General features: G+C 69.3%; 26 protein-coding genes and 1 riboswitch. Of the genes, 13 read left to right on the top strand and 13 right to left on the bottom strand.

The window, feature by feature from the left end:
• Window positions 1-32 precede the first annotated feature (32 nt).
• Both OZ671_RS06330 and OZ671_RS06325 read left to right on the top strand, forming a co-directional pair.
• Entirely contained in the window at window positions 33-1,247 is a 1,215-nt protein-coding gene (locus tag OZ671_RS06330) for a helix-turn-helix domain-containing protein (protein WP_268859951.1), read from the top strand.
• Between the two features lie 50 nt (window positions 1,248-1,297).
• A complete protein-coding gene (locus OZ671_RS06325; RefSeq protein WP_268859950.1) occupies window positions 1,298-1,948 on the top strand; it encodes a Vgb family protein in 651 nt (216 codons plus the stop codon).
• A gap of 7 nt (window positions 1,949-1,955) precedes the next feature.
• Here OZ671_RS06325 and OZ671_RS06320 read toward each other — a convergent pair whose 3' ends face one another.
• The gene (locus OZ671_RS06320) at window positions 1,956-3,293 is read right to left on the bottom strand and encodes a tetratricopeptide repeat protein (protein ID WP_268859949.1); all 1,338 of its coding nucleotides are present in this window, start codon (window positions 3,291-3,293) and stop codon (window positions 1,956-1,958) included.
• 97 nt (window positions 3,294-3,390) lie between these two features.
• A riboswitch (TPP riboswitch) is annotated at window positions 3,391-3,500 on the top strand.
• Here OZ671_RS06320 and OZ671_RS06315 point away from each other — a divergent pair.
• The 5 genes from OZ671_RS06315 (at window position 3,489) to OZ671_RS06295 (ending at window position 7,122) form a co-directional block, all read left to right on the top strand.
• Entirely contained in the window at window positions 3,489-4,556 is a 1,068-nt protein-coding gene (locus OZ671_RS06315) for an FAD-dependent oxidoreductase (protein WP_268859948.1), read from the top strand. Its footprint overlaps the riboswitch before it by 12 nt.
• Window positions 4,553-4,750: a sulfur carrier protein ThiS gene (gene thiS, locus OZ671_RS06310; RefSeq protein ID WP_268859947.1), complete on the top strand. Its 198-nt coding sequence runs from the start codon at window positions 4,553-4,555 to the stop codon at window positions 4,748-4,750. The genes OZ671_RS06315 and thiS overlap by 4 nt, the downstream gene beginning before the upstream one ends.
• A 4-nt stretch (window positions 4,751-4,754) precedes the next feature.
• A complete protein-coding gene (locus OZ671_RS06305; protein WP_268859946.1) occupies window positions 4,755-5,537 on the top strand; it encodes a thiazole synthase in 783 nt (260 codons plus the stop codon).
• Window positions 5,524-6,132, top strand: a complete 609-nt coding sequence (locus OZ671_RS06300) for a thiamine phosphate synthase (protein ID WP_268859945.1) — start codon at window positions 5,524-5,526, stop codon at window positions 6,130-6,132. The genes OZ671_RS06305 and OZ671_RS06300 overlap by 14 nt, the downstream gene beginning before the upstream one ends.
• 96 nt (window positions 6,133-6,228) lie before the next feature.
• A complete protein-coding gene (locus OZ671_RS06295; RefSeq protein ID WP_268859944.1) occupies window positions 6,229-7,122 on the top strand; it encodes an IclR family transcriptional regulator in 894 nt (297 codons plus the stop codon).
• A gap of 66 nt (window positions 7,123-7,188) precedes the next feature.
• Here the strand turns inward: OZ671_RS06295 and OZ671_RS06290 are convergent, their stop codons facing one another.
• The 4 genes from OZ671_RS06290 to OZ671_RS06275 all read right to left on the bottom strand — a co-directional run bounded on the left by OZ671_RS06290 (window position 7,189) and on the right by OZ671_RS06275 (window position 11,983).
• Window positions 7,189-7,902: an ABC transporter ATP-binding protein gene (locus OZ671_RS06290; protein ID WP_038314185.1), complete on the bottom strand. Its 714-nt coding sequence runs from the start codon at window positions 7,900-7,902 to the stop codon at window positions 7,189-7,191.
• Window positions 7,903-7,907: 5 nt separating this feature from the next.
• Window positions 7,908-9,713 (bottom strand): branched-chain amino acid ABC transporter ATP-binding protein/permease, encoded by a 1,806-nt coding sequence (locus OZ671_RS06285; RefSeq protein ID WP_268859943.1) that lies wholly within the window; start codon window positions 9,711-9,713, stop codon window positions 7,908-7,910.
• A gap of 5 nt (window positions 9,714-9,718) precedes the next feature.
• Window positions 9,719-10,642: a branched-chain amino acid ABC transporter permease gene (locus tag OZ671_RS06280; RefSeq protein WP_268859942.1), complete on the bottom strand. Its 924-nt coding sequence runs from the start codon at window positions 10,640-10,642 to the stop codon at window positions 9,719-9,721.
• A gap of 96 nt (window positions 10,643-10,738) precedes the next feature.
• Window positions 10,739-11,983 (bottom strand): ABC transporter substrate-binding protein, encoded by a 1,245-nt coding sequence (locus OZ671_RS06275; protein WP_268859941.1) that lies wholly within the window; start codon window positions 11,981-11,983, stop codon window positions 10,739-10,741.
• A gap of 346 nt (window positions 11,984-12,329) precedes the next feature.
• Between OZ671_RS06275 and OZ671_RS06270 the strand changes: the two genes are divergently transcribed.
• Genes OZ671_RS06270 through OZ671_RS06255 form a run of 4 tightly spaced genes read left to right on the top strand, consistent with a single transcriptional unit; the run spans window position 12,330 to window position 16,718 of the window.
• Window positions 12,330-13,079: an SDR family NAD(P)-dependent oxidoreductase gene (locus OZ671_RS06270; protein ID WP_268859940.1), complete on the top strand. Its 750-nt coding sequence runs from the start codon at window positions 12,330-12,332 to the stop codon at window positions 13,077-13,079.
• Window positions 13,080-13,089: 10 nt separating this feature from the next.
• A complete protein-coding gene (locus OZ671_RS06265; RefSeq protein WP_268859939.1) occupies window positions 13,090-13,779 on the top strand; it encodes an EthD family reductase in 690 nt (229 codons plus the stop codon).
• On the top strand, window positions 13,769-14,959 hold the full coding sequence (locus OZ671_RS06260) for an NADH:flavin oxidoreductase/NADH oxidase (protein WP_268859938.1): 1,191 nt from the start codon (window positions 13,769-13,771) through the stop codon (window positions 14,957-14,959). The genes OZ671_RS06265 and OZ671_RS06260 overlap by 11 nt, the downstream gene beginning before the upstream one ends.
• Window positions 14,960-14,963: 4 nt before the next feature.
• Window positions 14,964-16,718 (top strand): FAD-dependent oxidoreductase, encoded by a 1,755-nt coding sequence (locus tag OZ671_RS06255; RefSeq protein ID WP_268859937.1) that lies wholly within the window; start codon window positions 14,964-14,966, stop codon window positions 16,716-16,718.
• Window positions 16,719-16,739: 21 nt separating this feature from the next.
• Here OZ671_RS06255 and OZ671_RS06250 read toward each other — a convergent pair whose 3' ends face one another.
• Window positions 16,740-17,522 (bottom strand): 3-hydroxybutyrate dehydrogenase, encoded by a 783-nt coding sequence (locus OZ671_RS06250; protein ID WP_268859936.1) that lies wholly within the window; start codon window positions 17,520-17,522, stop codon window positions 16,740-16,742.
• A gap of 180 nt (window positions 17,523-17,702) precedes the next feature.
• On the opposite strand from OZ671_RS06250, the gene OZ671_RS06245 reads away from it, so the two are divergent.
• Window positions 17,703-18,923, top strand: coding sequence for a patatin-like phospholipase family protein (locus OZ671_RS06245; RefSeq protein ID WP_268859935.1), 1,221 nt, complete (start codon window positions 17,703-17,705; stop codon window positions 18,921-18,923).
• A 133-nt stretch (window positions 18,924-19,056) separates the two neighbouring features.
• Here the strand turns inward: OZ671_RS06245 and OZ671_RS06240 are convergent, their stop codons facing one another.
• Window positions 19,057-20,094: a CorA family divalent cation transporter gene (locus OZ671_RS06240; protein WP_268859934.1), complete on the bottom strand. Its 1,038-nt coding sequence runs from the start codon at window positions 20,092-20,094 to the stop codon at window positions 19,057-19,059.
• A 31-nt stretch (window positions 20,095-20,125) separates the two neighbouring features.
• Window positions 20,126-21,742: an inorganic phosphate transporter gene (locus OZ671_RS06235; protein WP_268859933.1), complete on the bottom strand. Its 1,617-nt coding sequence runs from the start codon at window positions 21,740-21,742 to the stop codon at window positions 20,126-20,128.
• Window positions 21,743-21,989: 247 nt separating this feature from the next.
• Here OZ671_RS06235 and OZ671_RS06230 point away from each other — a divergent pair, with 247 nt between their 5' ends.
• Window positions 21,990-22,889: a hypothetical protein gene (locus tag OZ671_RS06230; protein WP_268859932.1), complete on the top strand. Its 900-nt coding sequence runs from the start codon at window positions 21,990-21,992 to the stop codon at window positions 22,887-22,889.
• Between the two features lie 6 nt (window positions 22,890-22,895).
• Here OZ671_RS06230 and OZ671_RS06225 read toward each other — a convergent pair whose 3' ends face one another.
• The 5 genes from OZ671_RS06225 to OZ671_RS06205 form a co-directional block, all read right to left on the bottom strand.
• On the bottom strand, window positions 22,896-23,735 hold the full coding sequence (locus tag OZ671_RS06225) for a universal stress protein (protein WP_268859931.1): 840 nt from the start codon (window positions 23,733-23,735) through the stop codon (window positions 22,896-22,898).
• A gap of 228 nt (window positions 23,736-23,963) precedes the next feature.
• Window positions 23,964-24,308, bottom strand: a complete 345-nt coding sequence (locus OZ671_RS06220; RefSeq protein WP_268859930.1) for a phasin family protein — start codon at window positions 24,306-24,308, stop codon at window positions 23,964-23,966.
• Window positions 24,309-24,538: 230 nt separating this feature from the next.
• Window positions 24,539-25,300, bottom strand: coding sequence for an ABC transporter permease (locus OZ671_RS06215; protein ID WP_038314174.1), 762 nt, complete (start codon window positions 25,298-25,300; stop codon window positions 24,539-24,541).
• A complete protein-coding gene (locus OZ671_RS06210) occupies window positions 25,297-26,220 on the bottom strand; it encodes an ABC transporter ATP-binding protein (protein WP_038314173.1) in 924 nt (307 codons plus the stop codon). The genes OZ671_RS06215 and OZ671_RS06210 overlap by 4 nt, the downstream gene beginning before the upstream one ends.
• Before the next feature lie 103 nt (window positions 26,221-26,323).
• Window positions 26,324-26,653, bottom strand: coding sequence for a DMT family transporter (locus OZ671_RS06205; protein ID WP_268859929.1), 330 nt, complete (start codon window positions 26,651-26,653; stop codon window positions 26,324-26,326).
• Between the last annotated feature and the right edge of the window lie 10 nt (window positions 26,654-26,663).

Here is a 26,663-nt window from a genome sequence, read left to right as displayed (position 1 = left end):
CCGGCGAGAGTGACAAGTGTGACGGGATTTTCATGGACTCGCTGATCACGGCTGCCGCCCGCGCACTCGCCGCGGGAGATCCGTTCGGGGCGCTGAACCGGGTCGCCCTGCGCGAGGATCCACCGGCCCTGGCCCTGCGCGGCATCGCCATGGCCCAGCTCGGCGACCTCGCGCGGGCCAAGCTGCTGCTGCGCCGTGCCGCGCGCGCCTTCGGGCCGAAGGAAGCCGTCGGCCGGGCGCGCTGCATCGTCGCGGAAGCGGAAATCGCGCTCGTCTCCCGTGACCTCGGCTGGCCGGCGCGCCAGCTCGAGACGGCGCGCGCGACGCTGGAGCAGCATGGCGACCGGCTGAACGCGGCCCATGCCCGCCATCTCATGGTCAGGCGCCTGCTGCTGATCGGCCGTCTCGACGAGGCCGAACGGATGCTGGCGAGGCTCGATCCGGCTCCCTTTCCGCCTGCGGCCCGGGCTGCGCACGAACTGGCGGCGGCGGGCATCGCGCTGCGCCGTCTCCGGACAGCGGCGGCGCGCGCCGCCTTGACCCGGGCCGAAGCGGCGGCGGCTCGCGCCGGCATTCCGGCGCTTGCCGCCGAGGTCGAGGCCGCCGCGCGCATGCTGACCACGCCTGCGGCCCGGCTGATCGCGGAAGGCACCGAACGGCCTCTGCTGCTCGACGAGGTGGAAGCCCTGCAGGCGAGCGACGTCCTCATCGTCGATGCCTGCCGCAATGCCGTGCGCCGTACCGGCCGAGAGGTGGCGCTCGCCGGCCGCCCGGTGCTGTTCGCCTTGGCCCGGGCACTCGCCGAGGCCTGGCCAGCCGACGCGTCGCGGGCGCAGCTTCTGGCCCGGGCGTTCGGCGCCCGGCATGTTGATGAATCGCATCGGGCCCGGCTGCGTGTCGAGATCGGGCGCCTGCGCGCCATGCTCGGGCCGCTGGCCGGTCTCGATGCCACGGCGCGGGGATTCAGGCTCTCGCCGGCCGGCGGTGCGGTCGTCGTGCTCGCCCGGCCGGTCGAGGAGCCGCATGCCGATGTGCTCGCCTGTCTCGCCGATGGCGAGGCCTGGTCGAGCTCCGCCCTGGCGCTGGTGCTCGGCGCCAGCCAGCGCACCATTCAGCGCGCCCTCGACACGCTGGCTGCGGAAGGCAAGGCGCAGGCGATCGGGCAGGGCCGCGCGCGTCGCTGGATGACGCCGCCGCTGCCGGGAATCACGACGATGTTGTTACTCCCGGCCGTGCCGGCCGAATGAGACGTTGCCGTCACGCCCGGCGCCGCCGGCCGATTGCTGCGAGGTGACACATGAAACGGTCTCAAGCCGAAATCCTGCGCGAATATGGCCCGTTCGACGATGTCGCGGCCGTGCATGGCGTGACCTTCGACGGCCGCCACGTCTGGTTCGCTTCGGGCGACCGGCTGAACGCTCTCGATCCCGAGGACGGGCGCACGGTGCGCACGCTCGCGGTCGCGGCCGATGCCGGCACCGCTTTCGACGGCCGGCATCTGTTCCAGATCGCCGAAGACAGGATCCACAAGGTCGATCCGGGGACCGGCAAGGTCCTGGCGACGATCCCCGCTCCCGGCGGGGGCGGCGATTCAGGCCTCGCCTGGGCCGAAGGCACGCTCTGGGTCGGTCAGTACAGGCAGCGTCGTATCCACCAGGTCGATCCGCAGACGGGGGAGGTCTTGCGCACCATCGAGGCGAACCGCTTCGTCACCGGCGTGACCTTCGTGCAGGGCGAGCTCTGGTACGGTACCTGGGAGGGCGAGGACAGCGACGTGCGCCGGGCCGATCCGCGGACCGGCGAAGTGCGCGAGGCGATCGACATGCCCAAGGGCATGATGGTTTCCGGGCTCGAAGCCGACGGTGCCGACCGGCTGTTCTGTGGCGGCGGCGAGAGCGGCGTCTTGCGGGCGATCCGCAGGCCGCGCCGGGCCGCGGCGGCGACCTGATCGGCGGTCAGGACAGCAGTCGGCGATAACCGATGCGCCGCTCGGGCGGCAGCGGATGGCGTCCGGCCAGGCGCTCCAGCATCAGCCTCACATCGGCCTTGGCGCCTGCCTTGACGGCGGCGTCGGCGAACAGCTGTTCCAGCACATCCTGCTGGGCGTGGCTGCCGCCCAGCCGGTACATGCCGCCGAGCGCCGGGCGCATCAGCTCCACCGCCTCGTGATGGCGTCCGCGGCCATGGGCGAGCACCGCGGCCGACACCGGCCGGGCATAGCGGCGCACCAGATCGCCGATCGTGCCGGTCGCAGCCGCCGCGCGGTCGAGCGCGGCAAGGAAGGCCTCGGCGGCCTGGAAGCGGCCAGTATGAACCAGCGCCATCATCCAGTGCGGCAGGGTGAAGGGGTTGAGACAATCGCCGATGCGGCCCTCCGCCTTGTCGGCGAGCTCGCCCCAGCGATCGCCGACATCGACATCCAGCAGGGTCAGGCGGAACAGCATCGAGGCGGCGTTCTGGATGTCGATATAGAGGTCCGGCTGCGCAGCGACGAGCGGCGAGGCGAGATTGCGGAAGCCCCGGTCGTAGAGCGCCAGGACCTCGCCGAACTCCTCGCGTTCCAGGTGATAGAGCGCGCGATGCCACCACAGGTGATGCAGCAGATTGTTGCCGCCCTGCCAGTGCGGTTCGAGCGCGCCGAGCAGACCGATGCCTTCGCTGCGCCGGCCCTGCATTTCCAGGACGTGAGCCACCGCATGGGTTGCCCAGATATCGCCGGGGTCGAGCGCGATGGCTTCGCGGCCGGCATTCTCCGCCACCGTGTAGTTGCCGCATTCCTCGTTGGCGAAGGCGCGGCAGGCGAGCATGGCGCCTCGTCCGGGCAGGCCGAGGTCCCATTGCGGCAACGCCGCCTCGACAAGGCTGAGCATCTGTTCCGGCCGGCCGAGCCAGAAGGCGTTGAAATGGTGCAGGCGGAAGGCCAGCACATCCCTGGGATGGTCCCTGACGATCGCCTCCCAGCGCGCCAGCAGCTCGTCGAGGCGGCCGTCGACCCAGGCGTCGAGCGCCGCGACATGGGCCTTTTCGCGAGGCGTGGCGGCGGCCGACGCCGCCTCGGCCGCGGCCAGAGCCTCGCGCGCGGCCGGCACGGTCGCCTGGTTGAAAGCGGCGAGCGTCAGATAGCCGCGCAGGACCTGGCCGAGGCAGAAGCCGGGGTCGAGATCGAGACAGGCCGCGACCCGCGCGGCGGTATCGAGCCGGTAGCCGAGATAGCCCGCGACGGCATGGTCGAAGGCGGCGGCCGCGGCCTCCGAGGCGCAGGTAACCGCAAGTCCGCGACAGTCGCTCGGCATCGGCGCCCCCATTGCAGTGCAGCCATGGTCTCGCGACCCGCATGGTCTTGTCCAGCCGCAGGACTTGACGGGTCGGGGCAAGGCGCGCAGATTCGGGGTTCACTCTGAGGGGAGCCCCACGCGGGGGGCTGAGAGGCTGCGACATCGGCGGCGACCCTTGAACCTGATCCGGATCATGCCGGCGGAGGGACAGGGATGGACGTTGCACCGTCGTCGACGCGCAAGCCTGATATCAGCATCGTCGGGGCCGGCATTGCCGGGCTCTGGCAGGCCTTGACCTTTGCCCGGGCCGGCTATGCCGTGACGCTCTACGAGCGCGGCGACGGCGGGATGGCGGCGAGCACCAGCCATTGGGCCGGCGGCATGCTGGCGCCCTGGTGCGAACGCGAGGCGGCCGAAGATGTCATCGTCGCCCTCGGCAGCCGGTCTCTCGCGCTTTGGCGCGCGGCGCTTCCCGATGTCGCTCTCGAGGGGTCGCTGGTCGTCGCACATAGCCGCGACCGGGCCGATTTCGAGCGTTTCGCCGCCATGACCGACCAGCACCGGCGGCTCGATGCGGCAGCTCTCGCCGCGCTCGAGCCGGCGCTCGAAGGCCGTTTCCGCGAGGGCCTGTTCTTCGCGGGAGAAGGGCATGTCGAGCCGCGGCGGGTCATGCCCGTCCTGCGCCGCCTGATCACGGAAGCCGGAGCCGAAATCCGGTTCGGCGCCGCGCGCGCGCCGGGGGAGATCGAAGGCCTCGCGGCCGGGGGCTGGGTGATCGACTGCCGCGGGCTCGCGGCGCGGGACGAGGCGGCACGCGCGCCGGCTTCGGGCCTGCGCGGCGTCAAGGGCGAGACGGTCCTGGTCGAAACCGGCGAGATCACGCTGTCGCGGCCGGTCCGCCTGCTGCATCCGCGCTGGCCGCTCTATGTGGTGCCGCGGGCCGAGAACCGCTTCCTGATCGGCGCCACCACGATCGAGACTGAAGGCACCGGCGTTTCCTTGCGATCGGCCCTGGAACTGATGTCGGCGGCCTATGCGCTGCATCCCGCCTTCGCCGAGGCGCGCATCGTCGAGCTCGGCGCCGCGCTGCGGCCGGCCTTTCCCGACAATCGCCCGCGCATTGCGCGCCATGGCCGCATCATTTCCGTCAACGGCCTCTATCGGCATGGTTTTCTCATCGCCCCGGCCTTGGCCGAGCTGACGCTGGGGCTCGTCGCGCGGCCAGCGGCTGCCCCTGACATCCTGAATGCGCATCCGATCCTCGAGGAGATCCTGGCATGATCCTGATCGTCAACGGCGAACGCACCGAGACATCGGCGGCGACGCTCGCCGTCCTGCTCGACGAGCTCGAATTCGAGCACCGGCATCTGGCGATCGCCGTCAATCACGAGGTCGTGCCGCGCCGGATCTGGGCCGAGGCCGCGCTCAAGGACGGCGACGAGATCGAGATCATCACGCCGCGCCAGGGAGGATGAGGCCATGGTGAGCTTCTATGGGCGCGACTGCACGTCGCGCATGATGGTCGGCACGGCGCTCTATCCTTCGCCCGCCATCATGCAGCAGGCCATCCGCGCGTCGGGCGCCGAGATCGTCACCGTCTCGGTGCGCCGGGAAAGCGCCGGTGGTGGCACCGGCCGGCAGTTCTGGTCGCTGATCGAGGAGCTCGGCGTCGCAGTGCTGCCGAATACGGCGGGCTGCCGGACCGTGCGCGACGCCGTCACCACCGCGCGGCTCGCCCGCGAACTGTTCGACACGCCCTGGATCAAGCTGGAGGTCATCGCCGACGACGAAACGCTGCAGCCCGACGTGATCGGCCTGGTGGCGGCGGCCGACGAGCTCGTGCGCGACGGCTTCGAGGTGTTTCCCTATACGACCGAGGATCTCGGCGTCGCCATGCGGCTCGCCGATGTCGGCTGCCGCGTGATCATGCCCTGGGCTTCGCCCATCGGCAGCGCGCGCGGCATCACCAACCGCAAGGCGCTGGAGCTGATGCGTCAGCGCCTGCCCGACGTGACGCTGGTGGTCGATGCCGGGCTCGGCGCGCCCTCCCATGCAGCGGAAGCGCTGGAGATCGGCTTCGATGCGGTGCTGCTCAACACCGCCATCGCCAAGGCGGCCGATCCCGTCGCCATGGCCAAGGCCTTCCGTCTGGCGGTCGAGGCCGGCTATACCGCACACGCGGCGGGGCTGATGGCCCCGCGCGATTTTGCCTCTCCCTCCACCCCGGTCGTCGGGACACCGTTTTGGCATGACCTATCCTGATCGCTTCTACCCCGTCATCGACAGCATCGATTGGCTGAAACGGCTCGTCGCCCTCGGCGTGGGCACGGTGCAACTGCGCGCCAAGGACCTTGATCTCGCTGCGGCGACCGCCCTTGTCCGTTCGGCGCTCGCCGTGACCCGCGGCACATCGACCAAGCTGGTGGTCAACGACTGGTGGCAGGCGGCGATCGATGCCGGTGCCGAACATGTTCATCTCGGGCAGGAGGATCTCGCCGGCGCCGACGTCCCGGCGATCCGCCGCGCCGGCCTGACCCTCGGCCTGTCGACCCATGACGACGACGAGCTCGACGTCGCGCTCGACCATGCCCCCGACTATGTGGCGCTCGGCCCGATCTACGAGACCACCATCAAGGTCATGCGGTTCGGGCCGCAGGGCCTGGAGCGCATCCGCACCTGGAAGAAGCGCGTCGGCGCGATCCCGCTGGTGGCGATCGGCGGCATCACCCTGGAACGGGCGCCCGATGTCTACGCGAGCGGTGCCGATTCGATCGCCGTCGTCAGCGACGTCACGCGCCATGCCGATCCCGACCAGCGGGTGCGCGACTGGCTGGCGCTCGCCGCCAGGCAGGGCTAGGCCGCCGCCGCCCGGCCGCCCGTTTCGGCAGGGCGGCCCATGCAAGCCGTTGGCGGCACTGGCTTTTGGCCTCGGTTCCTCGTAAGGATACGAGGCATGATCAAAAGGCTTCCAGAGGGCAGGGGCGTTCAATCGATCGAGGTGGGCGGCCGCCTGCTCGCCGCCATGGTCGAGCTTGGCAAGCCGGCCATGCTGCGCGACCTCGCGGCCATGGCCAAGGTGACCTCGGCGCAGGCTCATGCCTATCTCGTCAGCTTCCGCAAGATCGGCCTCGTCGACCAGGACGCGGCGAGCGGGCGCTACCTGCTCGGTCCCTTCGCGCTGCAGCTCGGGCTGACGCGCATGCGCGAGCATGTGCCGTTGCGCATGGCGAGCCAGGCTGCGGTGGAACTCGCCGCGGAGACCGGGCTGATGGTTACGGTCACCGTCTGGGGCAGCCATGGCCCGACCATCATCGATGTCGAGGAATCGGTCCGCCCGGTCCACGTCAATCTGAGGGTCGGCGCCGGCTATACGGTGACGGGCACGGCGACCGGCCGCCTGTTCGCCGCCTTCCTGCCCGAGGAGATCGTCGGGCCGCTGATCGAAAAGGAGCTCGATGCCGGCCGCTCGGGCCCGGCGCGGCAGCAGCGCGAGCGCATGGCCGCCGATTTCGACGAGATCCGCCGGCGCGGCTTCGCCACCACGGAGGGCATACCGGTGCCCGGCATCAATGCGGTCAGCGCACCGGTGCTCGACCACAGCGGCCAGGTCCAGTTCGCCATCACGCTGATCGGACCGGCGGCAGACCTGATCGTCAAGGGCGACAGCGAGCAGGCACTGTTCGTGCGCCGCTTCGCCGAGAACCTCTCGGCCAATCTTGGCTTCCGGCCGGAACGCCCCGGAGACGACGCGGCCGCGCCGATCCTGCCCTTCGGCTTCGGGCGGATGCGTGCCGACCTGGTCGAGCGCGCCCTGCCATTCGCCCGCCCGACGCGGCGGTCACGCTAGAGCGCGCGAGTGGCGAATTGCGAGTGGGAGTGGTCGAAGAGGGTGCTCGACTACTTGCTATTCGCCTCAATGCGCTCCGCCGAGATAGGCGGCCCTGACCCGTTCATTTTCCAGCATGTCGCGGCCACTGCCTGCGAGCACGATGCGGCCGGTTTCGAGCACATAGGCCTGGTCGGCGACGCCGAGGGCGAGATTGGCCATCTGTTCGACCAGCAGGATGGTCATGCCGGCCTCGCGCAGCCGCCGGATGGTCGCGAAGATCTCCTTGATGATCAGCGGCGCGAGGCCGAGCGAGGGCTCGTCCATCAGCAGCAGCTTCGGCTCGCCCATCAGCGCCCGCGCGATGGCCAGCATCTGCTGCTCGCCGCCCGACAGGGTCACGGCCGGCTGGTCGCGCCGCTCGGCGAGGCGGGGGAACATCTCGAACTGGGCATCGATCGCCCGCGCGAGCTCGGCCGCGCCTAGCCGGCGCGAATAGGCGCCGAGCTCGAGATTGTCGCGTACGCTCTGGTCGGGGAACACCTGACGCCCCTCGGGGGAGAGCGCGATGCCCGCCTTCACCCGCTTGTGCGGGGCGAGCGTCGTGATGTCCTCGCCGCGGAAGCGGATCCGGCCGGATCTCGGCATGGCGAGACCCGCGATCGCCTTCAGGAGCGTGCTCTTGCCGGCGCCGTTGGCCCCGACGATCGCCACGACCTGGCCTTCGCCGACGGCGATATCCGCCGCCGACACCGCCTGGATCGGGCCGTAGAAGACCGAGACGGCTTCGAGCGTCAGCATGATGCTCACCTCCCGTCCGCGTGGTCGAGCACGGCGGCACCGGCTTCATCGTTTTCATCGACGCCGAGATAGGCGGCCACCACGCGTGGGTCGCGCTGCACCGTCTGCGGCGGCCCCTCGGCGATCTTGGTGCCGTAGTCGAGCACGATGACGTGGTCGGAAATCGCCATGACGAGATCCATGTGGTGCTCGACCAGCAGGATGGTGATGCCCTGGTCGCGGATGCGCAGGAGCAGCCGGCCGAGCGCTTCGGTCTCCTGCGGGTTGAGGCCCGCGGCCGGTTCGTCGAGCAGCAGGATGTCCGGTTCGGTCGCGAGCGCGCGGGCCAGCTCGACGCGCCGCTGCAGGCCGTAGGCGAGGCTGCCGGCGGGTGCGGCGGCGACGTCGGTCAGATCGAGAAAGGCGAGGATGCGGGCGACCCGCTCGCGCGCCGCCCGCTCGGCGCGCTGCGCCGCGGGCAGGCCGATCAGCGAGGCAAGAAAGCCGTTGGGCATGCGGCCATGCTGGCCGACGAGCACGTTGTCGGTCACCGAGAGGTCGCGGAACAACCTGAGATTCTGGAAGGTGCGGGCAATGCCGGCGCGGCAGATGGCATGGGTCGCCTGTCGTCCGAGGTCGGCACCGCGGAACAGGATGCGGCCCTCGTCCGGCCGGACGATGCCGGTGACCATGTTGATGAAGGTGCTCTTTCCCGCCCCGTTCGGGCCGATCAGCGCATGGATGTGGCCCTTGGTGAGCACCGCGTCGATGTCGCGCGCCGGCTTCACGCCGCCATAGGATTTCGACACGCCCGAGGCGGTGAGCAGGGGTGTTTCGTTGGCCTCGGTCGCCGGCCGGACCGGCAGGTAGGGGGCGAGGGGCGGGGCGCCGGCGGCGGCGGGCGCGCCGAAGATGCGCCGCGACAGGCCGGAAAGCACGCCGGCAAGGCCCTGCGGCATGACATAGAGCGCAAACAGCAGCAGTGCGCCGTTGACGAAATGCTCGATCCAGGACCAGCGCGCGAGGAAGGCCGAAAGCGCCGTCAGCGTCACGGCGCCGAGCAGCGGGCCGATCAGCGTCCCGGCGCCGCCGAACAGCACGGTGAGCAGGATGAAGACCGACAGGTTGAAGGTGATGAAATCGGAATTGATGTACTGGTTCTGCTGGGCCACCAGCGCGCCGGCGAGGCCGCAGGTCACCGCGGCGATGACGAAGGCCAGCACCTTGTAGCGCAGCACCGGCACGCCCATGGCGCTGGCGGCGACCTCGTCGGCCTGGATCGACAGCAGCGCCCGGCCGAAGCGCCCGGTCAGCGCGTTGCGCAGGAGAAGGTGCACGACGAGGCCGAGGATGATGGCGAACCAGACCCATTGGGCCATGGTGAACGGCTCGCCGGCGAGCGTCAGCGGCTTGATCGCATAGATGCCCATGGCGCCGCCGAACAGGTCGGAGGCTTCCGTGACCAGCTTTTCGACGACGACGCCGAAGGCGAGCGTCACCATGGCGAGGCTCGGGCCGCGCACGCGCAGCGACGGCGCGGCGATCAGCACGCCGAAGACCGCCGAGACGATGGCGGCGGCGGCGAGCGCCGTCCATGGGCCGAGGTCGAATGTGGTGGTGCCGAGCGCCACCGTATAGGCGCCCGCGGCGAACAGGCCGGCCTGGCCGAGCGATTTCTGGCCGGCAAAGCCGAGCAGCACGTTCATGCCGGTGGCGCACAGGAAATAGACTGCGGCCGAGAACAGGATGCGCAGGTAGAAGTCGTTGGCCGTGGCCAGCACCATGAGGCCGGCGGCGAGGGCGATGGCGGTCGCGACGAGGAGATGGCGCATCGCCGTCAGACCTTGTCCAGGGCGCGCGAGCCGAACAGCCCGTTCGGGAAGATCGCCAGCACCAGGATGATCAGGAGGAAGATGACGATTTCGCGCCATTGCGCCTGCCACAGCGCGATGCCGGCTTCCATCAGGCCGAGCATGAACCCGCCGAGAATGCAGCCGCGTGGATTGTCGAGGCCGCCGAGGATCGCGCCGGAAAAGCCCTTGAGCGCGATGCCCATGCCGAGGAACAGCGAGGCTGAGGAGATCGGCGCGACCATCAGGCCGCCGATGCCGGCGAGCAGGCTGGACAGGGCGAAGGCGCCGAGCATGACGGCGGTCACGTTGATGCCCATCAGGGCCGCGACCGACGGACTGTGGGCGACGGCGCGCATCGCCTTGCCGAGCCGGGTGCGGCGCATCACGACGTCGAGCCCGACCATCAGCACGATCGCCACGACGAGGACGAGGATCTCCTGCGGCCTGACGCCGATGCCGGCGAAGCGCATCACGTCGTCGCCGAAGGGCGAGGGCACGTTGACCGGTGCCGGCCCCCAGACGGCGAGGCCGAGGCTCTGCAGGATCGTGCCGAAGCCGATCGTGCTCATGATCCAGGACATGCCGGGCTTGCCGGCGAAGGGCTGCACGGCGGTGATGAACAGCAGGATGCCGAGGAGGCCCATGACGGCGCCGACCGCGATCGCCGCGGCGGGGAAGTTCAGTCCGGCCGAGGCCGCCGGACCGAGGCCATGGCCGGAAAAGCTGCCGGTGCTGATGAGATAGAGCACCGTCACCCCCAGGAAGGCGCCGACGCCGATGAATTCGCCCTGGGCGAAGTTCAGCGTCTTGGTGGTGGTGAAGGTGATGCTGAAGCCGAGCGCGATCAGCGCATAGATGCCGCCGATGGCGAGGCCGCTGACCAGGGCCTGGAGGAGAGTCGAAAGCACCAGTAAGCCTTCCTGGCAGGGACGCCGGCGGCGCCGGGGTGGGGCGGCAAGCCCTGCCGCCAAGGGCGGCAGGGCGTCTTGGACACGGCGAGCCGATCAGCCCTTGAAGTCTTCCGCCTTCAGGCCGTCGATGATCTCGTCGCGATAGGCGGCGAGCTTAGCCCCACGCCAGCAGGTCCAGCGCTGGTCGGCGGCGCCGAGCGCGTCGTGATTGGTCGTCGTGAAGGGCTTGGAATAGGTCTTGGCGTAGCCTTCGTGGCTGCCGTCGAGATTTTCGAGCGCCGCACGCACCTTCGGCCCTTCCGTCGAGCCCGCCTGCTGGATCGCGCGGGCGAGCAGCAGCGTGCAGTCATAGCCGTGGACGGCGAAGGAGAAGGCGGAATCGGCATCGAGCTTCGGCCTGATCCGGTCGAACAGCGCCTGCTGCCGCGGCGTGCGGTCTTCGGAGACGGTGCGCAGGAAGATCGGCTTTTCGGCAAGAGCCGGGCCGGAGGCGTTGATGAAGCTCAGATTGTCGGCGGCCCAGCTCGTCAGCGTGACCGGGAAATAGCCGATCTTGTCCATGCTGCGCATGAGCTGGCCGATCGGCGTGCCCTGCGCCCAGACGAGGGCGGTGTCGACGCCGGCCGTCTTCAGCTTGGCGAGCTGCGAGGTCATGTCGGTATCGGCGACGTTGAACTTCTCGTTGGCGACGACGTTCATGCCCTGCGCCTGCGCCACCTCCTGCAGGTCCTTCAGGCCGCCCTGGCCGTAGCCGGTGGTTTCGGTCAGGAAGCCGATGCGCTTGGCGTTCGGGCTCTTCTTGGCATAGCCCATCAGGGCGACGACCTGCGTGCGGTCGACGCTGCCGACGCGGAACATGTAGTTGTCGGTGCCCGCGCTCATCGCCTTGGTGATGTCGGTGGCCGAGCCGATGCAACCCATGACGGGGATGCGCTTCTGGTTGGGGATATGGCGCCAGGCCAGCGCATTGCCGGAATTGGTCGGTCCGAACACCGCCACGACCTTCTCGTTGTCGATCAGGTCGCTCATGTTCTGGATCGATTTGGGCGGCTGCGACAGGTCGTCCCGGATCGTCAGCGAGAAGTTGCGGCCGAGGACGCCGCCCTGGCGCTGCAGGTCTTCCATGGCTGCCTGGATGCCGACCACGGCGGCGCGCCCCGACTGGGCCGAGGGCGAGGCCGAGAGATCGCCGTTGAAGCCGATCTTGATGTCGCCGCCGCCTTGCGCGGCCGCGCGGCTGGCGAGCGTGAGGGCCGGCGCGGCGAGCGCCGCCGCCAGCGCCCCGCGGGCGACGTCGCGGCGGCTCGGTGTCCCGTTCGAATGGGTGGGATGGGTCATGTTTCCTCCTCCTGCCGCGTGTCCGGCTCGTCGTCGTCCGGGCGCATCGCTGGGACGGTTCGGATTCGGACCGGAACATTGGCGCCGGCACCCGCGCAGAGCGGTGATCCGGCTGGTTTCTCCCTGGTCCGACCGCCGGTTCTTGTTCTGGCGATGGGTCGGATGACCAGTTGTTAGCAATGGGCGAAACGCTACGCAACCGACAAATTCGACCTGCTTGGATTCGTCTCTTGCGAATGCGCTCGCTCTATGAATATTTGTTGGGCGTAACCGGCCGATGCGGCAAATGGCCCCGGATATCGAGAGGGCGGACGGCCGGAGCTCATGCGAGAGGAAACCTGAAGCCATGCTGCTCGAAGGGCGGATTGCTGTCGTAACCGGGGCTGGCCAGGGCAATGGCGAGGCCATCGCGAAGGGGCTTGCCCGCGAGGGCGCGGCGGTTGCGGTCACCGACATCTCGCTTGAGAGCGCGGGGCGCACGGCGGCCGCGATCCGCGAGGCAGGCGGCCGGGCCGAAGCCTATAGGCTCGACGTGGCCGACGCCGCCGAGGGCAGGGCGCTGGCCGGTGTCGTCGCCGGTGCTCTCGGCCAGGTATCGATCCTCGTCAACAATGCCGGCATCTGCCCGCGCCACGGCATCGACAGCCCGGATCTCGAGCGGCTGTGGAACGATGCGATGGCGATCAATCTCACCGGCACGCTCAATGTCTCCCGCGCCTTCCTCGATCAGGTCAGGGCGACGCGCGGCAGCATCATCAACATCGCCTCGATCGCCTCGTTCGTCTCGACGGCGACGTCGGTCAGCTACCCCGTCTCGAAGGCGGGCGTGAAGGCGCTGACCCAGAGCATGGCGCACGAGCTCGCGCGCGACGGCGTCCGGGTCAACGCCATCGCCCCCGGCACCTTCGCCACCGCCATGACCGAGGCGACCCGGCTCGACCCCGCCCGTTCCGAACGCTTCCTCGCCCGCATTCCCATGGGCCGGTACGGCGAGCCGGAGGAGCTGGTCGGGCCGGTGGTCTTCCTCGCCTCGGCCATGGCGAGCTACGTCACCGGCACGACGCTCGTGGTCGATGGCGGCTATCTCGCGCTTTGAGGAGAGGCCGATGATCGTACGCATGGGACTGCTCACCGCCAGGAGCGATCTCCCGAACGCGGCGTTCCGGCGCCACTGGCGCGAGGTCCACGGGCCGCTCGCCGCCCGCCTGCCGGGCCTTGCCGGCTATTGCCAGAACCATGTCGTCGACCGGCGCCAGCTCGCCATCGACCATGCGCGCGGCGCCTGGGCGCTCGACGGCCTGTCCGAGCTCTGGTTCGCGGACGCCGCGGCCATGCAGGCCGCGATCGGTTCGCCCGCCTATCGCCCGGTCGCGGAGGATTCGCCGCATTTCGTCGCCGACACCAAGGTCGTCGTCGGCACCCAGACGGTGGTCGTGCCGCGCCCGCCGGATGCCGGGCCGCTGATCAAGCGCATGTCCATCCTGCGCCGCCGCGACGACATCGACGCCGCGCGCTTTGCAGACGAGTGGGGCCGGGTGCATGCGCCGCTGGTCGCCGCCTTTCCGAACCTTGCCGGCTATACCCAGACGCTCGTCACGGCACGCGAAAGCGCCCCCGGCGTCGCGGCGCCCTATGCGGCGCTGCCGATCGACGGCATCGTCGAGATGTGGTTCCGCTCCGAGTCCGACCTGACCGCGGCCTTCCGCTCGCCGGCGGCCGAGCGGTCGCAGCGCCACGCGCTCGACTTCATCGCGGAGATCACCACCTTCCTCGTCGAGGTGCACCGTGTCGTCTGACGGGACGCCGCCGGCCCTGCCGCGGCTGCTCACGCCGCTCGCCCTGCGCGGCCGGACGCTGGCCAGCCGCATCGTCATTTCGCCCATGTGCCAGCATGCGGCGGACGATGGACATGCGACCGACTGGCATCTCGTCCATCTCGGCAAGTTCGCGCTTGGCGGCGCCGGCCTGATCCTCACCGAAAGCACGGCCGTGGCACGGCAGGCGCGCATCGGCGTGCGCGATCTCGGCCTCTGGTCGGATACCCATGTCGCACCGATGCGGCGGGTGGTCGATTTCGTCCATGGCCAGGGCAGCCTCATCGGCGTGCAGCTTGCCCATGCCGGGCGCAAGGCCGGCAGCCACGCCCTGTGGGACGGCGGCAGGGCCTTCTCGCCCGACGAGCTCGCCGGCGGGGGCCTGAGGCGGTTCGGCCCGAGCGCGCTCGCCGCCGGGCCGGACTGGACCACGCCGGAGGAGATGACGCCGGACGACATTGCCCAGGCGATCGACGCCTTCGTCGCCGCGACGCATCGGGCGGAGCGCGCCGGCTTCGATGCGGTCGAACTGCATTTCGGCCACGGCTACCTTGTTGCAAGCTTCCTGTCGCCGGTCTCCAACCGGCGCGCCGACGGCTACGGTGGTGATCTCGACGGCCGCATGCGCTTCGGCCTCGAGGTCGCGGCCGCCGTGCGGACCGCCTGGCCCGGCGAGCGGCCGTTGTTCTGCCGCATCTCAGCGGTGGACGGCGCCGAGGGCGGCTGGGGCCTTGCGGATTCGATCGCCTTCGCCCGCGAGCTGAAGCGCCGCGGCGTTGACGTCGTCGACGTGTCCTCGGGCGGCCTCACTGAGGAGACGCGGACCATCGCCGTGCCGCGCGGACTCGGCTTCCAGGTCGACTTCGCCCGAGCCGTCCGCAGCGGCGCCGGCATCATCACCCAGGCGGTCGGCATGATCGTCGATGCGCCACAGGCCGAGGAGGTGCTCGCCTCGGGCGCGGCCGATCTCGTCGCGATCGGCCGCGAGGCGCTGAACGACCCCTACTGGCCGCGCCGCGCCCGCGAGGCCCTCGGGCTCGAGCCGGATTTTTCCACCTGGCCGGTGCGCCACGGCGCCTGGCTCGACAAGCGCCGCCACCATATGGGCGTGGCGATGGACGAACGACGCGCGCAGCTCCGGCGCGCCGGCAGCGAGACGTGAAGCGATGGCCGAGACAGTGACGACGAAGACGCCGGCGGGCGGACAGGTGCAATGCGACGTGCTGGTGGTGGGATCGGGCGCCGGCGGCCTGGCTGCGGCGGTGGCCGCCGCGGCCCGCGGGCTCAAGGTGATCGTCGCCGAGAAGGCGAGCCATGTCGGTGGCACCACGGCCCTGTCGGGCGGCTTCATGTGGGTGCCCAACAATCCGGTGTCGCGGCGGGACGGTATCGAGGACACGGCGGAGGCGGCCCGCGCCTATCTGCGCCACGAGGCCGGCAACCATTTCAATGCCGAGTGCGTCGACGCCTTTCTCGAGACCGGCCCCGAGGCGATCGACTTCTTCGAGACCAGGACCAAGGTGCAGTTCGAGGCCGCCTCGGCCTTTTCCGACTATCATCCGACCGCGCCGGGCGGCCGCTCGGGCGGGCGGTCGATCAAGGCGCGTGACTTCCACGGCCAGGAGCTCGGGGCAGAGCTGAAGCGCCTGCGCCCGCCGCTGCCCGAACTGACCTTCGTCGGCCTGATGATCGGGTCAGGGCCGGAGCTGAAGCACTTCTTCAACGTCACGCGCTCGCTGCGGTCGGCAGCCTATGTCGCCGGCCGGCTCTCCGCGCATGCGCGCGATCTCGCCCTCAACGGCCGGGGCATGCTGCTGACCAACGGCAATGCGCTGGCCGGCCGGCTGTTCCTCAGCGCCCTGGAAGCCGGCGTCGACGTCTGGACCGACGCGCCCGTCGTCGACCTGGTCAGGACGAACGGCGCGGTGACCGGCGCCGTCGTCGAGCGCGCAGGCACGCGGCTGGCCGTCGCGACCCGCTGCGGCGTGGTGCTGGCGGCCGGCGGCTTCCCGCAGGACATGGAGCGCCGCCGCCGCATGTTTCCGCACGACCGCGCCAATGACGGCCATTTCTCGCCGGCACCCGCGGGCAATACCGGCGACGGCCTCAAGCTCGGCGAAAGCGTCGGCGCGCGGGTCGAGGACGGCTATCCGAATGCCGCCGCCTGGGTGCCGGTGTCGCGCGTGCCGCGCCGGGGCGGAGGCTGGGGCGTCTTCCCGCATTTCATCGACCGTGCGAAGCCGGGGCTGATCGCGGTGCTGCCGAACGGCCGGCGCTTCGTCAACGAGGCCAATTCCTACCACGACTTCTGCCAGGCCCTGTTCGCCGCGAGCGAAAAGGACAAGCCGGCGCGCGCCTTCCTGGTGGTCGACCGGCCCTTCCTGAAGCGCTACGGGCTCGGCTTCGTCAAACCCTTTCCGGTGCCCTTTGGCGGCCAGATCCGCTCGGGCTACCTGAAGACCGGACGGACGCTTGCCGAACTCGCCGCAGCCGCCGGCATCGACGCGCACGGCCTGGAGACGACGGTCGCCGCCTGGAATCGCGACATGGCGACGGGCGAGGATCATGCCTTCGGCAAGGGCTCGACGGCCTATAACCGGTTCAACGGCGATATCGAGGTCAAGCCCAATCCGTGCCTCGCGCCGATCGCCGAGGCGCCGTTCTATGCGGTGGAGGTGGTGGTCGGCGACCTCGGTACCTTCGCCGGCCTGCGCACGGACGGCGACGCCCGCGTGCTCGACAGCGACGGGCGGCCGATCCCCGGCCTCTATGCCAGCGGCAACGACATGGCGAGCATCATGGGCGGCAACTACCCGGGCGGCGGCATCACGCTCGGGCCGGCGCTCACCTTCGGCTATATCGCGGCCCGCCATCTCGCCGGCCGCGTGGCGGAAGAGGATGACCGCGCGGCAGCGGAGTAGCGGCCGCGCGATGCTGGGGGCTCAATGGGCCGTCCAGCCGCCGTCGACCGGCAGGATGGCGCCGGTGATCGAACCGGAGGCCGGCGAGCACAGGAAGGCGGCGAGCGCTGCGAGTTCGCTGACCTCGACGAAGCGCTTGGTCGACTGCGCTGCGAGCAGCACGTCGCGCACCACGGCATCTTCCGAAATGCCGCGGGCCGCCGCCTGTTCCGGGATCTGCTTTTCGACGAGCGGCGTCATCACATAGCCGGGGCAGATGGCGTTGACGGTGATGCCGTGCTCGGCGACTTCGAGCGCGACCGTCTTGGTCAGGCCGGCAATGCCGTGCTTGGCGGCGACATAGGCCGACTTGAACGGCGAGGCGACCAGGGCATGGGCCGAGGCGATGTTGATCACTCGGCCCCAGCCCTTGCGTTTCATGGCCGGCACGGCGAGGCGCGTGGTGTGGAAGGCGCTCGTCAGGTTGATGGCGATGATCGCGTCCCATTTCACCACCGGGAACTCCTCGATCGGCGCGACATGCTGGATGCCGGCATTGTTGACGAGGATGTCGACGCCGCCGAACCGCTCCTCGGCGAGCGCGATCATGCCGGCGATCTCTTCCGGCTTCGACATGTCGGCGCCGCTATAGGCGACCTCGACGCCATGGTCGGCGGCGAGCCGCGCGCGCTCGGCCTCGACCGCCGCGGCATCGCCGAGTCCGTTGATGACGAGACGCGCGCCCGCCGCCGCGAGCGCGGTGGCGATGCCGAGCCCGATTCCGCTGGTCGAACCGGTGACGATGGCGGTCTTTCCCGAAAGCATCGCAGCACTCCTTGAGGGCAAGGCCGGCCCGGAAAACGCATCTTGGAAGGGCGCGGCGCGGTCGTTTGTGGCCGGCCTGCGCTACATCAGTGTGACGTGCCGAGCCCGGCCTTTCGCACTGCGTCATGCGCCTGTCAGACGCCGGCGGCATCGTGCGGGCGATGCGCGGAGGAGCCTGCCATGGATGCCAAGACGACCGGGATCGAAACCGTATCGGAGGCCGCTGTGGGGCAGAGGCGACCGGCCCGCGGACGGGCCGCGCAGCCCCGGCCCGGCGCGCGCGTCGTGCGGCCGGAGCGCTGCGACCGCGTCGCGCTGGTACTGCAGGGCGGTGGCGCGCTCGGAGCCTATCAGGCCGGCGTCTACCAGGCCCTGCACGAAGCCGGCATCGAGCCGGACTGGGTGTCCGGCGTGTCGATCGGCGCCATCAATGCCGCGATCATCGCCGGCAATTCTCCGGCGCGTCGGCTCGACCGGCTGCGCCAGTTCTGGGAAACCATCACCGACCGCAAGATCTGGGCCTATACGCCCGACGGCGACGTTTTCCGGCAAGCCCGCAACGGCATCTCCTCGCTGGTCACGATGAGCCTCGGCCAGCCGGGCTTTTTCGTGCCGCGCCGGCCGGGCCCCTGGCTGAACTTTGCCGGCGCGCAGGGCGCCACCAGCTATTACGACAGCGCGCCCTTGAAGGAGACGCTGAACGAGCTCGTCGACTTCTCGCTGATCAACGAGCAGGCCATGCGCTTCTCGGTCGGGGCGGTGAACGTGCTGAGCGGCAACTTCATCTATTTCGACAATGCCCATGAGCCGATCGAGCCGGAGCACGTCATGGCGAGCGGCGCGCTGCCGCCGGCCCTGCCGATGATCAAGATCGGCACGGATCATTTCTGGGACGGCGGCATCGTCTCCAACACGCCGCTGCAGCACCTGCTCGACCAGGAAGACGGCCTCAATTCCCTGGTCTTCCAGGTCGACCTGTTCTCCTCGCGCGGGGCGCTGCCGCGCGACATCCAGGACGTGATGGCCCGGCACAAGGACATCATGTATTCCTCGCGCACGCGCTATACGACCGACCTGTTCCGCCGCATGCACGGCCTGAAGCGCAAGCTGTTCACCGCGCTCGAAAAGGTACCGGCCGAGTCGCTCACCGCCGAGGAGCGCGCGCTCAAGGCGGAGCTCAGCGACCTGCCCGAGATCACCATCCTGCAGCTCATCTACCAGCAGAAGGCCTATGAGGGGCATGCCAAGGACTACGAGTTCTCCGGCACCTCGATGCGCGAGCACTGGCAGAGCGGCTACGAGGACACGCGGCGCACGCTGAAGCGCCAGGAATGGCTGGAGCTGCCGCCCGATGGCGCCGGCATCGTCGTGCACGACGTGCACCGCGAGCAGGAGGGCTGAGCCGGGCCGCCTTCGAGGCCCTGGCGCCCGCTCCTGCGGCGGGCGGCCAAGGCCGACTCGCGCACAGCGGGCGCGCGCCCGGCACCGCCGGGCGGGCGCGCTTCGTCTCGATCGGCGAAACCGGGCCGCCGGATCAGCGCCGGCGCGAGATCCAGCGGAACAGGCCGTAGACGGCGAGTGACGACAGCGCCATCAGGGCGAGGGCCCAGAGCGAGCCGTGGTCGACCTCGGCAAGCGGCAAATCCTTGGTGTTCATGCCGAAAATGCCGGAGATCAGGGTCGGCGGCAGGAACAGCGAGCCGAGCACGGTGAGCGTATCGAGGTGCCGGTTGGTCTCGGCGGCGAGTCTCGCGCCGACCTCGTCCTGCAGCAGCCGGGCGCGCTCGCGCATGGCGACCACCTCGTGGTCGAGCCCGTCGAGCCGCTGGATCAGCCGGACATGCTGCAGCTGCAGCAGGGCGGGAATGGCGCTGCCGCCGTCGCGTTCGACCCGCAGCAGCAGATTGCGCAGGCCGAGGAGCTGGCGGTGCAGCCGCACGCTGAGCCGGCGCAGCCGGCCGAGCTCGGCGCGCTCGTCGCCCAGCCGGCGGCTGAGCAGGCGATCCTCGATGCCGTCGAGCTCGCTGCCGATATCGTCGACGAGGCCGTCGATGGCATCGGCGACATGGTCGATGACCGTGTCCAGGAGCGCGGCGACGCTTTTCAGCCGGTAACCTTCGCGCAGCCTCTGGCGGGCGAGTTCGGTTGCATGCAGCGCCTCGTGGCGGGCGGTGATCATGCGCCGCTCGGTCATGGCGAAGCGCAGGTGACCGAACTGATGGGTGACGCGGTTGAGATCGCGCACGAGATCGGCGACCACGCCGTAGATGCAGCCCTCGGCGACATGCACCTGCTGGTGCCGGTCGATGCCGCGCAGCAGGGCGAGGGCCTGGGGCGGCAGGCCGGAAGCCTGTTCGAGCCAGAGGCCGCTGCGCTGGTCGGCGAGATTGAAATGCAGCCAGAGCCAGCCGTCGTGGCGATCCCCGATCGGTGCGTCCGGCGCGAGTTCCTCCGCCGATCCGTCGGGGTGGATGCGGAAGGCCCAGACGAGGCCGGGGACGAGATCCCCGGCCGATGTCGCGCCGACGGGCGGCCGGGCCGGCGTTTCGGTCGTCTCGATGACGCTGGTCACGGCCGCTCTCTCTCGATGGCGTTGCGCGGGATCAGAAGATCTGGCGGAAGAAGACGTAGAGGCCGGCCGAGAGCATGATGGCGATGGGCAGGGTCAGCACCCAGGCCATCAGCAGGTTGCGCACGGTCGACATCTGCAGCCCGGAGCCGTTGGCGGCCATGGTGCCGGCGACGCCCGAGGACAGGACGTGGGTGGTCGACACCGGCAGGCCGTAGACGTCGGCCGCCGCGATCGTGCCGGCCGCCACGAGCTCCGCCGAGGCGCCCTGAGCATAGGTCAGGTGGGTCTTGCCGATCTTCTCGCCGACCGTCACGACGATGCGCTTCCAGCCGACCATGGTGCCGAGGCCGAGCGCGATGGCGACCGCGACCTTGACCCAGAGCGGGATGAACTTGGTGGCGCTGTCGAGCGATTTCTTGTAGGCGCCGATCGTGGCGACTTCCGCCGCCGAGAGGTCGTTGGCCTTGTCCTTCATGAGGAAGCGCAGGGCTTCGGAAGCCAGGTACATGTCGTTGCGGGTATTGCCGACGGCTTCTGCCGGCACTTTCGACAACGAACCATAGCGGGTGACCTGCGAGGAGATGTCGGAGATCAGCGCGGAGAGGGCGGGATAGGTGGCATTGGTGATCTTGCGCTGCGAGACGTAGATGGTCACGGCCTGGCGCGGATCGGCGACGATCATCGAGGCTTCCGACTTCGCCTCGACCACCGCCTTGGCCGCGGCCGAGTTCTGCTGGAAGGTGGCGATCTCGGAGTCCGGCATGGCGCGGTTCAGCGCATAGGCCATCGGCACGGTGCCGATCAGGATCAGCATGATCAGGCCCATGCCCTTCTGCCCGTCATTGGAACCGTGGGCGAAGCTGACGCCGGTGCAGGTGGCGATCAGGATGCCGCGGATCCACCACGGCGGCGGCTGATTGCCCTTCGGCTCGGCGTAGAGCTCGGGATTGCGCACGAGGACCTTCAGCGACAGCAGGACGAGCGCTGCGGCGCAGAAGCCGAACAGCGGCGAGAGCAGCAGCGACCAGCCGATTTCGGTGGCCTTGGTCCAGTCGACGCCGGCCGTGCCGTCGCCGCCCGACATCAGCGCATTGGCGATGCCGACGCCGATGATCGAGCCGATCAGCGTGTGCGAGCTCGAAGCCGGCAGGCCGAGATACCAGGTTCCGAGGTTCCAGATGATCGCGGCGATGAGCAGCGCGAAGACCATGGCGAAGCCCGCGCCCGAGCCGACCTGCAGGATCAGCTCCACGGGCAGCAGCGAGATGATGCCGAAGGCGACGGCGCCGCTCGACACCATCACGCCCAGGAAGTTGAAGAAGCCGGACCAGATCACGGCGACATTGGCCGGCAGCGAGTGGGTGTAGATGACGGTCGCCACCGCGTTGGCGGTGTCGTGGAAGCCGTTCACGAACTCGAAGCCGAGCGCGATCAGCAGCGCGATGAAGAGCAGAAGGTAGGGCAGGAAGGTCGTGATCCTGGCGCCCGAGGCATCGACGTCGGCATAGAGGCTATAGGCGACGTAGAGGAGGCCGGCCGCCAGCAGGCCGAAGAACAGGATGGCGGTGAGCGGATTGGAATCGTGGTCCAGTTTCGGTCTCTTCGCGATACCGGGATCCAGCGATCCGTTGAGTGTTGCGTCAGTCATCGTTGCCACTCCTCGACAATTCGCTGCGACACTCCCTCCGGCCTGTGACGCCTGGATGACCGATTCATTGAGCTTTTGTTGGAATGGCTGGCGGGATCGCGGAAAACGCGCGGCCGAGCATTTGCCGGCATTGGCCGGCCTCTCCGTCACATGCCTGGCATCAAGGCCGGTCTAGATCGGAACGAAACGACCGCTATTCGGCCGATGCCGAGCCATGGCGGGGCACCAGTTCGCCACGGGTTGCGTCATGCCAGGGCTGTCCGATGTCGTCCGCTCGTCCCGAGACATGGCCGCAGCGCTGGTCATGGCGCTCGCCATCCCATCACCCGACGCTTTCGGCCAGTTGCTGGAGCCGCCCGCCAGCGAGCCGCTGACGGTCGAATACGGCTACATCACCAATTCCGCCATGCCGTCGGCCGGAACGGCAACGATCGAATGGGACAGTTCGGGTCTGTTCGGCCGGAGCGGGCGCTATTTCATTTCCGCGGACAACCAGCTGACATTGTCCTATGCGCCGACCGACCGGCTGCAGATCTCCTTCGGCCCGCAATTCACCTGGGCTTCCGTTCATTCGGTCTCCGGCCTCCCCGATGGAGCCCGTGCGCTGCTCGGCGGCTTCGGCGGCTCGCTGCGCCTCGGCCTCCTCGATCGCGCGACCAATCCTGTGGGTGTCGCCCTCGAGATCGCGCCGCAATGGCGTTTCGCCGACGAGGCGGTGCGGCGCGGCACGGGATATGGCGCTGTCGCCACGCTGGCCATCGACCGGGAGCTCATTCCCGGGCGGCTGTTCGGCGCGCTCAACCTGTCCTACGAATATGCCGTCCAGCGGATCAACGGCGTTCCCGGCATGAGCCGCGGCTCGCGGGCCGGCCTCGGCATCGCGCTCGCCTCGCCGCTGACGAAGTCCATCCATGTCGGCATGGAGTTGCGCTATCTCATGCGCCTGGAGGGTTTCGGCATGGGCAAGCTGCAGGGGCGGGCCCTCTATCTCGGTCCGACCCTCTACGCCGATCTCGGCAACAACTGGTGGATGTCGTTGAGCTGGCAGGCGCAGATCACCGGCAACGAAGTCGGCAACCCGGTCGCGCTCGACCTGAACGGGTTCGAACGCCATCAGGTCCGCCTGCATCTCGGCTATCAGTTCTGACGGCGCTCAATGCGCCATCAGCACGGGCACGGGGCTCGCGCCGAGAATGTCGCGCGTTGTGCCGCCGAGCACCCATTCGCGCAGGCGCGAATGGCCATAGCCGCCCATGACGATGAGGTCGATCGCGCCGCGGGCGGCCTCTTCGAGCAGGGCCTGGGGCACGCTCATGCCCTCCGAAGCGAGCGTCTTGGCCTCGATCTTGCCGCCATGGCGGGCGAGGTGGCGGGCCATGGCGGCCGCCGGGGCGCCCGAGCCGTCGGGATCGGCATCGACCATGACGAGATCGACGCGTGTCGCCCGGGCGATGAAGGGCAGGGCTTCGGCAACGGCTCGCGCGGCATCGTGGGTGTCGCGCCAGGCCACCAGGATGCGCTGGATCGGTCCCCGGGCGGTCAGGCCCGGCGGCACGAACAGGGTGCCTCGGCCCGAATCCGACAGGACCTCCTCGGCGAAGCCGTCCCAGTTGATGCCCTCGCCGCCGCGATAGGGCGCGGTCGCGATGAAGAGGTCCGCGGCGCGGGCGGCGGAGGCCGCGGCGCGGCCGAACTCGCCCAGCCGGAGATCGTGGCGCGCGAGCTCGACCGGCAGGCCGGACCGCTTCATCCGTTCGAGCAGCCTGGCCGACGTGGTTTCGCCCTGGGCCCTCGCGGCGTCTTCGAGCTCGGTGAAGGCGGCGGCGGCGGCCGCCGCCGCATCGGGCGTCGCCATGGCGGCGATGTCGGGCAGAACGTTGGTGTAGAGGCCGGTGATATGCGCGCCGTCGGGGGTGGCGAAGGCTTCGGCATGGGACAGGCGGAACTCGTCCTCGGCACTGCCGTCCAGATGCACCACGATGTCCTTGATCATTGCACAGCTCCGCTTTCGTGCGCCGCCGTGCCCGCGATCTCCGCCCGCGCCGCAACTGGCGCAGAGCGACGTCGGCATGGCGGCGCGCGCATGGTCGCCGGCAGGCACCGGCTCCCCGAGACTAGACCATCTCGGGGTGGCCGATGCCAGACGTGAGCGCATGGCCGCCCGTCGCGGCGAGCCGGTTGCGGCGTGGTCGCAGCCGGTTTCGCCGTTCGGACTCGGCGGTCAGGCCGCGCGGTCGTGCGGTTGCATCCGCTCGACCAGGCCCTGGACCGAGCGCGCGACTTCTTCGAACTCGCCGGTGTAGTCGGCGCTCGCCCGGTCCCAGAACGCCCGGTTGAGCCGCGCCAGCGCCTCCGGATCTTTCGCGTCGGCGAGGCCGCTGAAGAAGTCCCGCTGGGCGTCGAGCCGCCTGAGCACGAAACTGAAGCCTTCCTCCACGAGATGCTGGCCTGTCGCCCAGACCTCGCGCTGACCGTCCATCAGGCTGGTCAGGAGCACGGGCGGCATGGGGGCTGCGGTGGAGGCCTGACCGTTGCCGGCCTCGGAGCGAACATCCTGATTGGCCATGTCCTGAGCCTTTCGGGTGAGCAATGATGCGGGTCGCTGCCGTCCGGACGAACGCCACAGGCTCCGCAGCCTTCGAGAGCTGCGGATGACACCGCCACGCGGGGCGGGCGCTGGAACGCTGTCACGGACGGCGCGACGATGGCACCGGCTTTCCGGCCTTTGTGAGGCGCGGGTCCGCGGCGGCCACGGCCGGCCGAAAAATATCAGATGATGCCGCGACCAGCCGCGGCTCACGCCTTCAGGCGATAGCCGGTGCGGAACATCCAGCCGATGATGCCGAGGCAGACGGCGAGCATGAGCGCGGTGGCGCCGAGGCTGATCAGGATCGGCACGTCGCCGACCCCGAAGAAGCTCCAGCGGAAGCCGCTGATCAGATAGACGACGGGGTTGAACATCGCGACCGTCTGCCAGAACGGCGGCAGCACGCTGACCGGATAGAAGCTGCCGCCGAGAAAGGTCAGCGGCGTGATGATCAGGAGCGGGATCACCTGCAGCTTCTCGAAGCCGTCGGCCCAGATGCCGATGATGAAGCCGAACAGGCTGAAATTGATCGCGGTCAGCACCAGGAAGGCCAGCATCCAGAGCGGGTGCGCGATGGTCAGCGGCACGAACAGGCCGGCGGTCGCGAGGATGATCACGCCGAGAATGATCGACTTGGTCGCGGCCGCGCCGACATAGCCGATGACGATCTCGATATAGGAGATCGGCGCCGACAGGATCTCGTAGATCGTGCCGGTGAAGCGCGGGAAGTAGATGCCGAAGGACGCGTTCGAGACGCTCTGGGTCAGCAGCATCAGCATGATCAGGCCCGGCACCAGGAAGGCGCCGTAGCTGACCCCCTCGATTTCGGTGATGCGCGAGCCGATGGCGGCGCCGAACACGACGAAATAGAGGGATGTCGAGATGACGGGCGAGACGATGCTCTGCAGCAGCGTGCGGCCCGTGCGCGCCATTTCGAACAGGTATATGGCGCGGATCGCCGGCAGGTTCATGTCTTGCTCACGAGATCGACGAAAATATCCTCCAGCGAGCTCTGCGTGGTGTGCAGGTCGCGGAAGGCGATGCCGGCCCGGTTGAGGTCGGCCAGCAGCGCGGCGACGCGCGAGCCTTCGCCGTTTCCGTCATAATGATAGGTCATGGTGCTGCCGTCGGCATTCAGCGTCAGGCCGTAGCCGGCAAGCGCCTCCGGCAGGGCATCGAGCCGGCCGGCGAGCTCCAGCACGAGCTGCTTCTTGCCGAGCTTGCGCATCAGCTCGGCCTTGTCCTCGGTCAGGATGATCTCGCCGCGGTTGATGACGCCGATCCGGTCGGCCATCTCCTCGGCTTCCTCGATGTAATGGGTCGTCAGGATGACCGTGGTGCCGGCTTCGCGCAGGGTCCGGATCACCTGCCACATGTCCTTGCGCAGTTCGACGTCGACGCCGGCGGTCGGCTCGTCGAGGAACAGCACCTTGGGTTCGTGCGCGAGCGCCTTGGCGATCAGCACGCGGCGCTTCATGCCGCCGGACAGGGTCAGGATCTTGCTGTCCTTCTTGTCCCACAGCGAGAGATCCTTCAGCACCTTCTCGATCAGATCGGGGTCGGCTTTCTTGCCGAACAGGCCGCGGCTGAACGAGACGGTCGCCCGGACGGTCTCGAAAGTGTCGGTCGCCAGCTCCTGCGGCACCAGCCCGATCGACGCGCGCGCCTTCCTGTAGTCGCGCACGATGTCGTGGCCATCCACCAGGATGCTGCCCGAGGAGGCGTTGACGATGCCGCAGATGATGCCGATCAGCGTGGTCTTGCCGGCGCCGTTCGGGCCCAGCAGGGCGAAGATTTCGCCGCGCCGGATGGTGAGATCGATCGATTTGAGGGCCTGGAAGCCGGACGCATAGGTCTTCGACAGATTCGAAACGGAAATGATCGGCTGCATGAGGCCGATCTTATCCGAACCGCTTCGGCGACACGAGACCGCCGCCGCGCAAAGACCCTTTTGCAGAAGATCATGGCTGTGGACGATGCGGCGCGCGCCCGGCTCATTCCGGCAGCAGCTTGAGGGCGACGATGCCGCCGACGATGACGATGACCGCGGCGAGCCGTGCCGCGCTCATCTGCTCGCCGAACAGCAGGAGGCCGGCCCCGACCGAGCCGACCGCGCCGATGCCGGTCCAGACCGCATAGGCGGTGCCCAGCGGCAGGATCCGGAGGGCCTGGGTGAGCAGGACCAGAAACATGACGAGCGCCGCGATCGAGGCTGCGGTCCAGCCGTGGCGGCTATAGCCGTCGGAGAGCTTGGTCGTAACCGCCCAGACCACATCGGCAAGGCCGGACAGGACGAGCAGGAGCCAGGCGAAGGCAGGCGACATGAGGGGACGC

The organism is Phreatobacter sp. AB_2022a, from assembly GCF_026847585.1.
Taxonomy (GTDB): Bacteria; Pseudomonadota; Alphaproteobacteria; order Rhizobiales; family Phreatobacteraceae; genus Phreatobacter.
Note: the sequence above shows the minus strand (reverse complement) of the source record. Positions and strands in the feature narration are given on the sequence as shown.